General features: G+C 59.6%; 14 protein-coding genes and 1 pseudogene. 14 read left to right on the forward strand and 1 reads right to left on the reverse strand.

The features are described 5' to 3' along the window. From IEV82_RS24120 to IEV82_RS22855, 14 genes and pseudogenes are all read left to right on the forward strand, one after another. Positions 1-94: IS3 family transposase (locus IEV82_RS24120; RefSeq protein WP_373285259.1), on the forward strand; the 94-nt coding region annotated here is incomplete at its 5' end. Positions 95-267: 173 nt separating this feature from the next. Next, on the forward strand, positions 268-738 hold the full coding sequence (locus IEV82_RS22795; RefSeq protein ID WP_188484390.1) for an acyltransferase: 471 nt from the start codon (positions 268-270) through the stop codon (positions 736-738). Between the two features lie 69 nt (positions 739-807). Next, complete coding sequence (locus IEV82_RS22800; RefSeq protein ID WP_188484391.1) at positions 808-2,019, forward strand: glycosyltransferase; 1,212 nt, start codon at positions 808-810, stop codon at positions 2,017-2,019. A 23-nt stretch (positions 2,020-2,042) separates the two neighbouring features. Then, the gene (locus IEV82_RS22805; RefSeq protein WP_229747989.1) at positions 2,043-3,152 is read left to right on the forward strand and encodes a glycosyltransferase; all 1,110 of its coding nucleotides are present in this window, start codon (positions 2,043-2,045) and stop codon (positions 3,150-3,152) included. Positions 3,153-3,255: 103 nt separating this feature from the next. Further along, positions 3,256-4,560 carry an oligosaccharide flippase family protein gene (locus IEV82_RS22810; RefSeq protein ID WP_188484393.1) on the forward strand — a complete coding sequence of 435 codons (1,305 nt, stop codon included), beginning with the start codon at positions 3,256-3,258 and terminating at the stop codon, positions 4,558-4,560. A 48-nt stretch (positions 4,561-4,608) separates the two neighbouring features. Further along, positions 4,609-5,418 (forward strand): class I SAM-dependent methyltransferase, encoded by an 810-nt coding sequence (locus IEV82_RS22815; RefSeq protein WP_188484394.1) that lies wholly within the window; start codon positions 4,609-4,611, stop codon positions 5,416-5,418. Between the two features lie 146 nt (positions 5,419-5,564). Then, a complete protein-coding gene (locus IEV82_RS22820) occupies positions 5,565-6,479 on the forward strand; it encodes a glycosyltransferase (RefSeq protein WP_229747990.1) in 915 nt (304 codons plus the stop codon). After that, positions 6,476-7,453: a GDP-mannose 4,6-dehydratase gene (locus IEV82_RS22825; RefSeq protein WP_188484396.1), complete on the forward strand. Its 978-nt coding sequence runs from the start codon at positions 6,476-6,478 to the stop codon at positions 7,451-7,453. The genes IEV82_RS22820 and IEV82_RS22825 overlap by 4 nt, the downstream gene beginning before the upstream one ends. A gap of 118 nt (positions 7,454-7,571) precedes the next feature. Beyond that, positions 7,572-7,805 carry a hypothetical protein gene (locus IEV82_RS22830; RefSeq protein WP_188484397.1) on the forward strand — a complete coding sequence of 78 codons (234 nt, stop codon included), beginning with the start codon at positions 7,572-7,574 and terminating at the stop codon, positions 7,803-7,805. 134 nt (positions 7,806-7,939) lie between these two features. Further along, the gene (locus tag IEV82_RS22835) at positions 7,940-8,350 is read left to right on the forward strand and encodes a putative colanic acid biosynthesis acetyltransferase (protein ID WP_308420471.1); all 411 of its coding nucleotides are present in this window, start codon (positions 7,940-7,942) and stop codon (positions 8,348-8,350) included. 129 nt (positions 8,351-8,479) lie between these two features. Then, positions 8,480-8,989, forward strand: a pseudogene (locus IEV82_RS22840) (class I SAM-dependent methyltransferase); the annotation flags it as partial. Positions 8,990-9,074: 85 nt separating this feature from the next. Beyond that, entirely contained in the window at positions 9,075-9,890 is an 816-nt protein-coding gene (locus IEV82_RS22845) for a glycosyltransferase family 2 protein (protein ID WP_188484399.1), read from the forward strand. Positions 9,891-9,914: 24 nt separating this feature from the next. Beyond that, positions 9,915-10,886 (forward strand): UDP-glucuronic acid decarboxylase family protein, encoded by a 972-nt coding sequence (locus IEV82_RS22850; RefSeq protein ID WP_188484400.1) that lies wholly within the window; start codon positions 9,915-9,917, stop codon positions 10,884-10,886. 10 nt (positions 10,887-10,896) lie between these two features. Further along, complete coding sequence (locus IEV82_RS22855) at positions 10,897-12,249, forward strand: UDP-glucose dehydrogenase family protein (RefSeq protein ID WP_188484401.1); 1,353 nt, start codon at positions 10,897-10,899, stop codon at positions 12,247-12,249. A gap of 57 nt (positions 12,250-12,306) precedes the next feature. On the opposite strand, the gene IEV82_RS22860 is transcribed toward IEV82_RS22855, so the two are convergent. Further along, the gene (locus tag IEV82_RS22860) at positions 12,307-13,200 is read right to left on the reverse strand and encodes a tyrosine-type recombinase/integrase (protein WP_188484402.1); all 894 of its coding nucleotides are present in this window, start codon (positions 13,198-13,200) and stop codon (positions 12,307-12,309) included. Positions 13,201-13,763 lie beyond the last annotated feature (563 nt).

Below are 13,763 nucleotides of genomic sequence, written 5' to 3' on the forward strand. Positions count from 1 at the left end.
CTACATCGAGCGCTTCTACAATCCCAGGCGACGCCATTCCAAACTGGGCTACCTAAGCCCCATGGCGTTCGAGGACCGAGCTATGCAAACCTAACCCTGTGTCCACGAAATCGGCAGCAGGCCACTTGCACACGAACCCAAGCTGGCACGCATGATCCCCGGCTTGTCCTGGAATAATCGTTAATGGTCCCATTCATCTGGAGTTTGCGCGGACGTCTCATCCGCCTCACCTGTCCACTTTTCTTCGAAAAGGTCGGAGCGGGGACTATGTTTGCCGGACGGATCCGGTTGCCCATGCCATTCCGGCGCGTCCGGTTGGGCGCGGGATGCATGGTGGGGGACGGCGTGTTCTTTCAGACCGGCCGCACCAGCGAGATCGTGATAGGCGACGATGTGAGCCTGAATACCGGGACGCATGTGGTGGCCGCCCAAAGCATCCGCATCGGAACCGGAACCGCCATTGGCGAGTATGTTACCATCCGAGATCAGGATCACCGTTTCACACCAGGCACAGGCGTCCGGGGGCAGGGTTTCGACATCGCGCCCATCGAGATCGGCGAAAATTGTTGGATCGGGCGCGGTGTCCATATCGGCCCAGGCAGCTGTGTCGGGGCGGGCTGCATCATCGCCGCCAATGCCGTGGTGCGCGGCACATTCGGTCCGAACCTTCTGATCGCGGGCGTACCGGCCCGCGCCCGACGGCTACTGGCGGAAGATGGGACACGGCACCCGTTGTGAGCAGGGCGATTGCCTCTTGGGAATGCCGGACTTAGCAACGCGGAAAATCCATTTCACCCAGGAAATTCAATGCGCATCACGATCCTGACACGCCAGATTGGCCACTATCACGACGCCCGATACCGCGGCGCCGCCACCGTGATCGAGGGCGATGTCACTGTGGTAGCCACCATGGGGCGCGGCGCCTTCGACGAATTCGCAGCAACCGATCTGGGGAGCTATGCGCGTCTGGTGCTTTACGAAGACCGCGCGACCTATGATGTGGCCTTGCGCAAGAGTCTGCTGAAGGACGCCTTCACGCGGATGCTGGCCGAAAGCGCACCGGATGTGCTGGCCGTAGCGGGATGGGCCAATGCGGAAAGCGCAATCGCGCTCCGCTGGGCCCGGGCCAATGGTATACCTACTGTAATGATGTCAGAATCGCAGATCGACGATGACAAGCGTCAGCCGTTTCGGGAATGGGTGAAGGGCAGACTGGTCAGGCTGGCGGATGCCGCGCTGGTCGGCGGCCCGCCCCATGCCGACTACATCCGCACCCTCGGGATGCCCGAGGCACGCATCTTCCAGGGATACAACGCCGTCGGAAACGCGCATTTCGAGACCAGAGCGGAGATGGCGCGGGCGGATGCCGAGGCCCTGCGCCGTCAGCATGGCCTGCCCGAGCAATACCTGCTCGCCTCTTCACGCTTCATCCGGAAGAAGAACCTCACCACGTTGATCACGGCCCATGGCGAGGTGTTTGACACAGGCGGGCCAGAGCTTGTCATCCTCGGCGATGGTGAGATGCGGCCGGAGATCGAGGCAGCGCGCGCAGCACATCCCGCCCCAGACAATGTGCACCTGCCCGGATATCGAGGCTATGACGATCTTCCAGTCTATTACGCGCTGGCAGATGGGTTTGTGCATGTGGCGAGCCACGAGCAATGGGGCCTCGTCATCAACGAGGCCATGGCCTGCGCTCTGCCCGTCATCGTGTCTGATCGGTGCGGCGCCACACGAAGCATTGTCTCAGACGGGACCAGCGGGATCGTAACGCGCGCCGATGCCCCTTCGATCGCCGCCGCCTTCATGCAGTGGCGAGACTTGGGGCCGGAAGGACGCGCACAAATGGGTGCCGCGGCGCAGGCGGCCATCGCCGATTGGGGGCCGTCCCGCTTCGGCGCCGGATTGCGGGATGCCGCCGAAGCGGCCCTTGCTGCCTATCGCCGCCGCGCGGTCGGCCTCCTTGACAGGGCCTTGCTCTCAAGGATCGAACGCGCAGAAATCGCTCGGGTCTCCTGATGGGCGGGCCCTTGCGTGTTGCCATGGTCACCGGGTCAGTCTCGCGCCGGGCTGGCGGCTTGTTCAACTCTGTGCGCGGACTGTCGCTAGCGCTTGCGGAGCACAACATCGATATACGCGTTCACAGCCTGATAGACGGGGATACCACCCGCGACCTGCCGGCTTGGGCCCCGCTGCACCCGGATGCGGCGCCCTCCTGGGGGCCGTCGGCGTTTGGATGGCGGCCGGGATTAGGACCTTCGCTGAAAGACGCGGACGTGATTCACCAACATGGGATCTGGCAGGGGATCGGGCTGCCCGTTCTGGCGGCCGCGCGTGCGGGTCGGGCGACGATGATTTCGCCTAGGGGGATGCTGGATCCGTGGGCCCGTGCCAATGCAGCCTGGAAGAAACGGTTGGTATGGTTCGCTTGGGAACGCGCCAACCTGACACGGGCTGCCTGCATCCATGCGCTGGCCGCTGCGGAAGTAGACGCCGTGCGCAAGGTGCTGCCCAACGCCCCTGTGGAAATCATTCCCAATGGGGTCGACCCGGGCCCGGATCCTGCCCCTCGCCAGATGCCGGAAGGACGGCGCACATGCCTGTTCCTGGGACGGATCCATCCCAAGAAGGGGCTGGCGCGGCTGATCGATCACTGGGCCGCGCTTCCGCAGGAAACGCGTGCCGCATGGCGGCTACAGGTCGTCGGGCCGGACGAGGTCGGAGAGCGCGATAGCCTCCAAGCCCGTGCCGCCGAGCGCGGCCTGATCTACGGAAAGGAAATCTGCTTTCGAGGCCCCTTGCTTGGGTCCGCGAAGGCGGAGGCCTTGGCGGAGGCCCACGCCTTCGTCCTGCCGAGCTATTCGGAGGGTCTTCCTATGAGCGTTCTGGAAGCTTGGGCCGCGGGACTTCCGGTGCTGATGACCCGCGAGTGTAACTTGCCGGAAGGATTTTCCGAGGGCGCCGCCCACGAGATCGGGGACAGCCCCCGCGCCCTCGCGGACGGCCTTGCACGGGCAGATCTGCCGCGTATGGGGGATCTGGGCCGCGCGCTGGTCATCGCTCGCTTCAGCTGGACAGCCATCGCCGCGCGCCATGCGGAACTTTATCGCGCCTTGGCCCGACGGCAAGGCGCGCGGCTTGCCGCCCGCTGAGAAAGCCGACCCACGCGCTTTGGAATCTACCCGCAAAATTGTAAGTAGACCCCGACGACACGGTATAGCTGGCCCGCTGCCTGAAGGAATGAAGAGCGTAATCGTGCGACAATCATGGATCACCCTGGCAAAGACGCTCTATGCGGGCGCGCTGCGTTTCGCCGCCACGCTGACAATGCTGGCCTTTGCAATCCTCGGCACGCGCCTGCTCGGCCCGGAGACCTTTGGCAGCTACATTTCCGTCATGGCCGTCGCAACTATCGCCACGACGGCGCTCGGGCTTGGCTTACCGGCACTGCTGGGACGGGAAGTGGCAGCGGTCCGGGGCGGCGCCCCGGATGTACTGCTGGGACCGGTCGGGCAATGGCTGCTGATCATCAATCTATTGGTTGCCCTCTGCGCCCTCGGCGCCTTGGCTCTAGGGCAGGGAATGTTAGCCCTCGCGCTGTTCTTTGTCGTTGTTGCCAATGGCGCGCAAACGCTTGGCATCGTCACCACCGGGTTCGAACGGGTGATGTTCGCTCAAACTGTGGGCGGGCTGATCCGGCCTGTGGCAACGCTCTGTTTTCTCTTTGTGATGGTATGGTTGATCGGCCCCACGGCCAGCGCACCACTGTGGGCGCAATTGCTCGGCGCAACGACCGCGTTGCTTATCCTGCTGGTGGGCTGGCGCGGGCCGGGACATATGGCAGCGATCACGCGGATGAAGATCGCCGGGTTATGGTCGCCAAACCACCCGCATGCACTCCGGCAAGGGTTGGTCTATGCAGGGTCGCAGACGCTCATAAACGCCTCCACGCAGATCGACGTCATCCTGTTGACGCTCCTCGCGCAACCCCGGGACGTGGCGGCATATTATGCGGTGTCACGCGCCGCCATAGCTGTCTCGTTTTTTTTCAATGCTGCAGGACTTCTGGCCGCACCAGCCATGACACGTTTATGGGCTGAAGGAAAACGCAAAGAGATGACCACCCTTGCCCGTCAGACTGCGCGGTTAGGTGCTGTATTGACGGTCTGCGGGGCAGTCGGTGCTTGGATGCTAGCGGAGTTCTATTTGTCACTTTATGTGCCTGAATTCCTACCGGAGATCTGGGGCATCCGGGTGTTAGTAGCGGCCTATCTGATAGTCGCTTTCATGGGGCCGACAGAGCAATTGCTTCGTGCAATAGGCCGTGAGGCCGATGTGATGCGCATCTTTGCGGCCACGTGCTTCTTGAACGCGGTATTGTCGGTGATGCTGATCCCGATCATGGGGGTATTGGGGGCCGTGATTGGCACCGCGGTTCAGCTTCTTGCAAGCTGGGTGGCACTCTATGTCATGGTACGCCGGCGTCTTGGCTTACGCGTGGATATTTTGGCCTTTGACAATCCACTCTTTCAGCGTGACGGAACCAGTAAACGTGTTTAGGTGTGCGCTCCTAGAAATCAGATCGACCATTAGATCATGGAGGTTTTCATGAAGTTACGCCATATTATCCGTGATCTGGGCATGCTTATTGCTCCACCGATCATGTCACAAGTCGTGGCCGCACGTTCTCAACGACTCATTATCAGTATTGAGGCAAGGGAAGGCTTGACAGAGGCCTCCCATCGCTTTGTGGAAAAGTTCGGGCGTTCGGTACTCCATGGCCCGTTCACTGGCCTTACCTACCCTGACATGACCGTGTCACAGCGTAATCTAATCCATAAACTACTAGGCAGCTACGAGGATGAACTCCATCCCTGGATCGAGAAGCTGAAAGCTAAGAACTACCGAGCCGTAATTAATGTTGGTTCAGCCGACGGATATTACACGGTAGGCCTAGCGCTCACCAAACCTAATACACCAGTGATTGCATTCGACACAGATCCATGGGCTCGTCGCGCCACGCAAGCGCTAACAAGAGAAAACAATGCACGCAATGTTGATATCCGGACGATGTGTACACCGCAATGGCTCGCTGAGAATTTGGAGGCCAGAAGCCTTTTGTTATCAGATTGTGAGGGTTATGAAGGCGTGCTGCTCGATCCAAAAACAGCCCCAGCCTTGTTGAAGTGTGATATCGTCGTGGAGCTCCACGACCACGCCGCGCCTGGCGTGGAGGATCTCATGCGTAGGAGGTTTGCTGACACTCATGATATTGAGAGTGTAGAAATGGAGTTAGGCAAAAGTCCTGTGCGCTTCTCGGAGCTTGCGGATATGGAGCCTGCGCTTGCCCAAAAGGCGCTCTCCGAAGGGCGCGGTGCGCCGCAAAGCTGGCTGATGATGACGGCCCGAGAGGCATGAAAATAGCGCTCTTAGGATATCTTTACGGATTGGGAGGCATCCAGACCCATACCCGCATTCTGGCGTCAGAACTGGCTGCACGAGGTCATGATGTGCGCGTCTTGACGCCACAAGCCATGGCCGATCATTGGGGCCCGTTGAATGCGGTGCCCGGTGCGGAGGTCATCACCTATGGCGGCGCCATGGATGCGGTCCGCGGGTTCGGGCTGCGCGGTTGGGCGGATGCCATCGTGGTCTGCGGAACAGGGCGCGCCGCAATGATTGGAGCGCTGCGATCCGGGCGGAACTGCAAGAAGATCTTCTTCGAAGTCATGAGCGGACGATCGTCGGGCCCCAAGGATCCCCGGCGCATGGTCCACCTGGGCTTCGATGCCATCGTTGGGCAGGGAAAGCCGGTGCAAACGCGCTTTTGCCAAGAGTTCCGGTGGCGCGGGCCCGCAACAACCATCCCTGCCCTCGGTGACCAGCTGGAAGTGGGTGACCGCGATCCGGCAGCCCCCCTGTCCCGCCCCGTCCGAATGGCCTATTTCGGCCGCCTTGCGGAACATAAGAACGTAGCACACCTTGTGACGGAATGGGAGAAATTTGCCCAATCGGGAGATACACTCGACGTTTGGGGTCACGGGGATCAGGAAACGCCATTGCGCGCACAGGTCGCGGCGGCGGGCCTTGCAAATACGATCGCCATCAAAGGCCGGTACCCGGATGGGAGTGCATATATCGATCTTCTGAAGGAATATGATGTGACGCTGCTTCCCACCGTGGGAGAAGAGGGCGCCCCTTTGGTATTGCTGGAATCCATGGCCTGCGGCGTGCCGTTCGTGGCCAATGGCATGGGCGGCATTCCTGATTATGCCAACCCGGACAGCGCCATCACGAGCGGCGATATCCAGGAGTTCATCCCGGCCGTCCGCGTTATTCTCGCACGTGTCCGCGCGGGGACAATAGACCGTGCGCGCCTTCAAGAGCACTATCGTTCCATATTCTCGACCTCGGTCCTTACCGATAGATGGGAGACCTTCCTGTCCGATACCATTGCTGGAGAGGCACCCACTGCATGACAAAAACAGCTCTAATCACGGGCATTACGGGGCAGGACGGCTCCTATCTAACTGATCTCCTGCTAGAGAAAGGATATGTAGTCCATGGCGTGCTGCGCCGAGGCTCGATGACGGAACGGCCCCGGCTGGACCATATCGACCTTAATGCACCTGAACGGTCCCGGTTGCATCTGCATTATGCCGATCTCAACGATCCAACCACCCTTCGGCGCGTTGTCAAGAGCACTCGCCCGGATGAGCTGTATCATCTGGCCGGTCAAAGCCATTTCGGAGCAAGCTTTGATATCCCGGAATCCACGGCTGAATTAACGGCGATGGGAACGCTGAGGCTACTGGAAATCGTGCGCGATTGCGAGCATCCGATCCGGATGCTGAATGTAGGCAGTTCCGAGATATTCGGACGCCCCGATCATGCGCCCCAGACATTGACGACCCCCATGATTCCCGTCTCTCCTTATGGCGCGTCAAAGGCATTTGCCGTCAATGCAGTGCGCATTTGGCGCGAAGCTTTCGGTGTCTTCGCCGTTAATGCGATTTGCTACAACCACGAGAGTCCTCGCCGAGGGCTGTCTTTCGTGACGCGCAAGATTGCCCGCGGCGTGGCCCGCATCGCGGCCGGCGACACGGTGCCGATCGCGCTTGGAAGTCTCGATGTGTCTCGGGACTGGGGCTATGCGCCCGAATACGTCGAGGCCATGTGGCGAATGCTGCAGGCAGACACCCCGACGGACCTGATCCTTGCAACGGGTCAAGCGACCACATTGCAGGCCTTTCTTGTCCGCGCTTTCGAAACCGTTGGTCTGGACTGGCGGGACCATGTCGTCAGCGATCCCCGGTTCGTACGCCCCGCCGAACCCGTGCAGCTTTTCGGAGATACGTCGGAGGCGGCGTCTCACATAGACTGGCGCGCCGAAGTTGTCGGCACCGATGTTGCAGAGCTGATGGTGCGCGCAGAACTTTTGCAAACTAGTTAATCCGGTGTGAACAACTCTCAAAGCCCTGATTTTGTTTCCTGATTTGTATTTTCTGATGTCTCGCGTCTGCAGGATTTGTTAAATTTCGGGCGAGAACCCTGCAATTTTGGATCGAGTGATGAAGCCCAAATTCCGCGGTCCCGAACAGGATGATCTCTTGCGTCCGGGCTTGACCAATATGATCGATATGCGCCAAGAGTTGGTGAATCTGGCGGCGCTGAGCGACTTTGGGTTCTTTGAGACGGTTGGGCCGGGTCCTTCCCGTCGCATACGGGACGACAGGCGTATGGTCGAATTCTATGTTTGGTGCCTCGGTAAAGGCGACCAGCCTGACTGTGTGGTGACGGATTGACCGACAGTACTGACGTAAGTTCTAACCGAAGGGTCCGGAAGTGGACACGTCGCGAGCAGACCGGGCGGGTGTTCTGGGGCCTAGCAACGCCATTTTTCCGGCTGTCGCCGCGTCCGCTCTGGGGATGGCGGCGCTTGCTGCTTCGAGTTTTTGGAGCCAGTGTCGGCTCGGATGTGCATGTTTTTCCTACCGTCCGCATCACTTTGCCTTGGAACCTTGATCTCGGTGCACAATGCGCGGTCGGTGATCGGGCGATCCTGTACGCGCTGGGGCCGATCGTGATTGGTCCGCGTACGACCGTCTCCCAAGGCGCTCATATCTGTGCAGGGACACACGACTGGCGTGATCCCACAATGCCCCTCTTGAAGCCGCCCATCGAGATCGGCGCGGACGCCTGGGTTTGTGCAGATGCCTTCATCGGCCCTGATGTGACCATTGGGGACGGTGCTATTGTTGGTGCGCGGGCGGTGGTCACGAAGAGTGTTGCACCGGGTCTGATTGTGGCCGGGAACCCGGCGCGCGAAATCGGGAAGCGTAATCCATGACACATCCATCATCCATCTCCGGCTATGGATACTCACATGCCTACCAAGGCCATGCGCAAGCCAATTTTCTTCCGACGGTGAAGGAAGAATTGACCGCCTCACAAACGCTTTGCCTCCCCGCATGAACTCTTCCAACTCGGCTGTGGAAATGGCATTGTTGAAGTCCACCTCGCGCGCGATGGGGGGGCCGTCACGGGCGTCGACCCATCATGGGTAGGGATTGCGCGGGCTAGGAAACCGTATCTGCATCTTCGGTTCGAAGAAGGATCGGCGTATGATGATCTAGCGGCGAAGTATGGGCGATTTCCTGTGGCGATCAGCCTCGAAGTGGTCGAACATATCTACGCGCCGCGCGACTATGCGCGAACGCTGTTCGACCCCGTCGAACCAGGAGGAAACGCGATCGTGTCCACGCCCTACCACGGTTACCTGAAGAACTTGGCCCCCGCGCTGACGGGCAAGATGGACAGGCACTTCACGGCAGGCTGGGACCACGGCCACATCAAGTTCTGGTCCATCGCCACGCTCACCCAGTTGCTGACCGAAGCCGGGTTCGAGCATATTCGTTTCCGACGCGTGGGTCGGGTGCCTCAGCTGGCCAAGTCCATGATTGCGATCGCACGTAAACCCGCTGCCTGACCTCACTCGAATGCCCGATAACGCCGGACCTCAGAAGACACCTGTCGGACAAAGCCCCGATAACATAGTCTCTCGAATCCTCCCCGTGACGGTCGCTGTCCCCGTGAAGAACGAGGAGGCAAACCTTGCGGCGTGCCTTGAGCGATTGTCCCGGTTCGCAGAGATTGTCGTGATCGACAGCGGGTCGACAGACAGGACACGCGAGATCGCGGAGGGCTTCGGAGCGCGCGTCGTCGATTTCACCTGGGACGGCAAATATCCCAAGAAGCGGAACTGGTTCTTGCTGAACGAACCCCCGCGCCAGCCGTGGGTCCTTTTTCTCGATGCCGACGAGTTCGTCGATGATGCCTTTTGCGACGCCGTCAGTCGGTGCGTCGAAACCGGCGGTCATGACGGGTTCTGGCTCACCTACACGAACCACTTTCTCGGGCACCCCCTGCGACACGGTTTGGGCCAACGCAAGCTTGCGCTCTTCCGCGTCGGAAAGGCGCTTTACGAAAAGATCGAAGAGGATGGCTGGAGCCGCCTCGACATGGAGATTCACGAACACCCGATCGTCGAGGGACCTGTGGGCGAGATCCCCGTTCCCATCGACCACCGGGATGACAAGGGCGTGGCGCGGTTTCTAGAGAAGCATGTCGACTATGCGCGATGGGAAGCGCAGCGGTATATGAGCCTTCAGGGCAATCCCGCCGCTTCGGAGCACTTTACGGCTCGGCAGCGCTTCAAGTACCGCCACCTCGCCAAATGGTGGTACCCGTCTTTCTACTTTCTGTTCACTTATTTTGCGAAACGCGGCCTTCTCGATGGGGCCGCTGGGTACCACTACGCCGCCTACAAGGCCTGGTATTTCCAAACGATACGGCTGCTGATCCGCGAGCAGCGGTCAAAAAATCAATAATCCTCAGACTGACTGGAGTATTCTGTGACGCGACTTTATGACAGCCGCAAGCGCATCCTCGTGACCGGAGGAGCCGGGTTCCTTGGCTCACATCTGATTGACCGCCTCCTTGAGCAAGGACACGAGGTCATCTGCGTCGACAACCTTTTTACTGGCACGAAACGCAACATCGAGCATTTGCACAACCGTCCTCATTTTGAGTTCATGCGGCACGATGTGACCTTTCCGCTCTATGTGGAAGTTGACGAGATTTACAATCTCGCCTGTCCCGCGTCGCCCATTCACTACCAGCATGACCCGGTTCAGACGACGAAGACCTCCGTCCATGGCGCGATCAACATGCTGGGACTGGCCAAACGGCTGAAGGCGAAGATTTTCCAAGCCTCGACGAGTGAGGTTTATGGCGACCCGGCCGTTCATCCGCAAACCGAAGAGTATTGGGGCAACGTCAATCCGATTGGCGCGCGCTCGTGCTACGATGAGGGTAAGCGCTGTGCCGAGACGCTCTTCTTCGACTATTGGCGGCAGCATAACCTCGACATCAAGGTTGTTCGGATCTTCAACACCTATGGCCCGCGGATGCACCACGCCGACGGGCGCGTGGTGTCAAACTTTATCGTCCAGGCTTTGCGCGGGGATCCCATCACAATTTTTGGAGATGGTCAGCAGACACGGAGCTTTTGCTACGTCGACGATCTTGTGGACAGCTTTGTCAAGATGATGGACACAGACAGCTCAATCACCGGTCCCATCAATGTTGGCAATCCTGGCGAGTTCACGATCCGCGAGCTTGCCGAAAAGACCATTGCCATGACGGGATCAAAATCGGAGTTGGTTCAGTTGCCGTTGCCCGAAGATGACCCCAAGCAGCGTCAGCCCGACATCACCAAGGCCCGAGAAAATCTCAACTGGGAGCCAAACATTGACCTCGATGAGGGACTTGCGCGGACCATTGCATATTTCAAAACACGCCTGCCTGAATTGATCGAGGCATAGGGAGCTTCTCATGAAAATTGCGATGATCGGGACCGGGTATGTTGGTCTGGTATCGGGCGTGTGTTTTTCCGATTTCGGTCACAACGTGGTGTGCGTCGACAAGGACCAGCGCAAGATCGACATGCTGGAGCGGGGCGAGGTGCCGATCTACGAGCCCGGTCTCGAAGCGCTCATGGCCAAGAACGTGGAGGCGGGTCGTCTGGCCTTCACGCTTGATCTGGCGTCTGCCATCGAGGGGGCCGAAGCGGTGTTCATCGCCGTTGGCACACCGACGCGCCGCGGCGATGGGCATGCCGACCTGACCTATGTGATGGCCGCCGCAGAGGAGATCGCAAGGGCGGCCAAGGATTACGTCGTCATCGTCACGAAATCGACGGTGCCGGTCGGCACGAACCGCAAGGTGCGCGAGGTGGTTGCCGCGGCCAATCCGGAGCTTGAGTTCGACGTGGCCTCGAACCCGGAGTTCCTGCGCGAAGGTGCGGCAATCGACGATTTCATGAAACCTGACCGGGTTGTGGTCGGGGTGGAAAGCGACCGCGCGTCAAAAGTGATGAGCGAGATTTACCGCCCACTCTACCTGCGCGATTTTCCCATCGTGACCACGGACCTCGAATCCGCCGAGATGATCAAATACGCGGCCAATGCGTTCCTCGCGACCAAGATCACCTTCATCAACGAGATCGCGGCACTGTGCGAAAAGGTCGGTGCGGATGTCAAACAGGTGTCCAAAGGCATGGGGATGGACAACCGCATCGGCAACAAGTTTCTGCATGCGGGGCCGGGCTATGGCGGATCGTGTTTTCCCAAGGACACCAAGGCGCTGGCCCGGATCGGCCAGGAACACGCCAGCCCGATGTATATCACCGAAGCCGTGATCGCGGTGAACGAGGACATGAAGCGGCGCATGATCGAAAAGCTTCAGGACCTCTGTGATGGATCGTTCAACGGCAAGACGATCGCGGTGCTGGGCGTGACGTTCAAACCCAACACCGACGACATGCGCGATGCACCGTCACTGACCATCGTTCCTGCTCTTGTCGGTGGCGGCGCGAAGGTGCGCGTGTGTGACCCGCAGGGCCAGCACGAGGGGGAAGCGTTGCTGCCGGGCGTACAATGGCAGGACGATCCGTATGACGCCGCCACGGGCGCTGACCTCATCGTGCTGCTGACCGAGTGGAACGAGTTCCGTGCCCTCGACCTGGGCAAGATCGTCGAGAGCATGACGCGCCCGGCGATGGCCGACCTGCGCAACATCTACAATGCGACCGTCGCGCGAGATGCGGGTTTTGTCGCCTATGACAGCGTGGGGCGTGCAGGCTTCGCGACAAGCCTTCAGGATCTTGCCAAGCGTATGGCATCATGAGCCAAGCGTGGGGTTTTGATGAAGTGATTGTCGTCTGAAGGCTGTGAAACTGCGCCGTCAGGCCCAGACATTGTGCTCTGCTTTCTCAAGATAGCGCGCCAGAATGTTCACGGATTTCCACCCGCCGGCTCGCATGATGGCGGCGGTATCGACGCCGCGCTCTAGCAGGTCCTGCGCTGCCCCAACGCGCATGGAGTGACCGCTGAAAGCGGCAACTTCCGAGGGATCCAGCCCGGCTTCCCGTGCTGCGTCCTTGATGATGCTCTTGACGATGGTTGCCTCCAAGGCACGATCGATGGGGCACCCGTGGTAGATGGGACAGAACAAGGGCTGAATATCCTCGCCGCGCCACGCAAGCCACTCGGTGACGAGTTCTGCTGTTTTGCGCGAGGTAAAAGCAATGCGCCCCAGACCGTTCTGGTCCACCTTGCTGCGCCGGATGAGAACGCGGAATGTTCCGTCTGATCGCAAGTCCAAATCGTCGGTCCGAAGTGACACCAGCTCTGACCGGCGCGTCAGCAGCTCATATCCCAAAGCCAACATCGCACGGTTCCGCAATCCCCAGGGCGTGTCCGGCTGTGCGTCCAGAAATCGCTCAAGGTAATCCTTGGTCAACCCCTTGGCCTGTTTGGGACGACCAGGTTTTTGCCGCCGCACACGTCGCAGAGTGAGTTCGACATCCGGAAAGCCTGTCGGGTCTGGAAGCTCGAGCAGGCGGTGGACAAGCCGGATCGCACAGAGGCGGCGCTTGATCGTGGAATGCGCCTTTGTCTGGGCTTGGTCCTCGAGAAACTGACAGAGTGTCTCGGCCTCGGCAGGGAAGGGGGCGACAAGGCCTTCCTTGTGGCACCAGGTTTCAAAGGCCTCGACATCCGCGCGATAACTGCGCATCGTGGACGCCGCATAGGCGCCATCGAGGCGTTGAAAGACGGAGCGCCAGTTATTTTCCATGCCTGCCCTCAGTAAAAAATATGTTCATATGAACAATAATTGTTCATTTAGGTAGTGTCAATGCTGACTGGGCCGCAAATAAGGTGCGCACGAGCCGCGTTGGGTTGGTCATTGGCTGATCTAGCGGAGCGCAGCGCTGTAAGTCTGAGCACCATTCGGCGTGCTGAGGCTAAAATTGGTGTTCCCGAAATCAACTTGCCTAATTTGGAAGCACTGAAGTCGACATTCGAAGCCGCAGGCATTGAGTTCATCGGCTCGCCTGACGACCGCCCTGGCATCCGGATCGGCACTCGGAAACCCTGAACCTATCGGTCGAACGTTCCCTTCACCTGCCTTGTGAGCATTTTTTCACCGGGCGGTTGCTCACCCGGAGCCTGCATGGATAGCGTATTCTTCATTGCTTCGAAGGTTTTCTGGACATTTGCCCGACCGGAAAGTAAGGCTACGGTGGGGGCCGTCTGACTTTGGCTACGATCCGATGATAAGTCCGACCTTATGTCCGATTTCATCCACCGACCTCAAATCGAAGTTCTCTCTGCCGCCGATGGCGTTCGCCGTCGGCA

The organism is Marivita lacus, from assembly GCF_014637725.1.
Classification (GTDB): domain Bacteria; phylum Pseudomonadota; class Alphaproteobacteria; order Rhodobacterales; family Rhodobacteraceae; genus Marivita; species Marivita lacus.

Bases quoted from the DNA above. Each gene is read 5' to 3' on its own strand.
- IEV82_RS22805 (WP_229747989.1), top strand. From the start codon at position 2,043: ATGGTCACCGGGTCAGTCTCGCGCCGGGCTGGCGGCTTGTTCAACTCT.
- IEV82_RS22825 (WP_188484396.1), top strand. From the start codon at position 6,476: ATGACAAAAACAGCTCTAATCACGGGCATTACGGGGCAGGACGGCTCC.
- IEV82_RS22855 (WP_188484401.1), top strand. From the start codon at position 10,897: ATGAAAATTGCGATGATCGGGACCGGGTATGTTGGTCTGGTATCGGGC.
- IEV82_RS22830 (WP_188484397.1), top strand. From the start codon at position 7,572: ATGAAGCCCAAATTCCGCGGTCCCGAACAGGATGATCTCTTGCGTCCG.
- IEV82_RS22860 (WP_188484402.1), bottom strand. From the start codon at position 13,200: ATGGAAAATAACTGGCGCTCCGTCTTTCAACGCCTCGATGGCGCCTAT.
- IEV82_RS22815 (WP_188484394.1), top strand. From the start codon at position 4,609: ATGAAGTTACGCCATATTATCCGTGATCTGGGCATGCTTATTGCTCCA.
- IEV82_RS22800 (WP_188484391.1), top strand. From the start codon at position 808: ATGCGCATCACGATCCTGACACGCCAGATTGGCCACTATCACGACGCC.
- IEV82_RS22795 (WP_188484390.1), top strand. From the start codon at position 268: ATGTTTGCCGGACGGATCCGGTTGCCCATGCCATTCCGGCGCGTCCGG.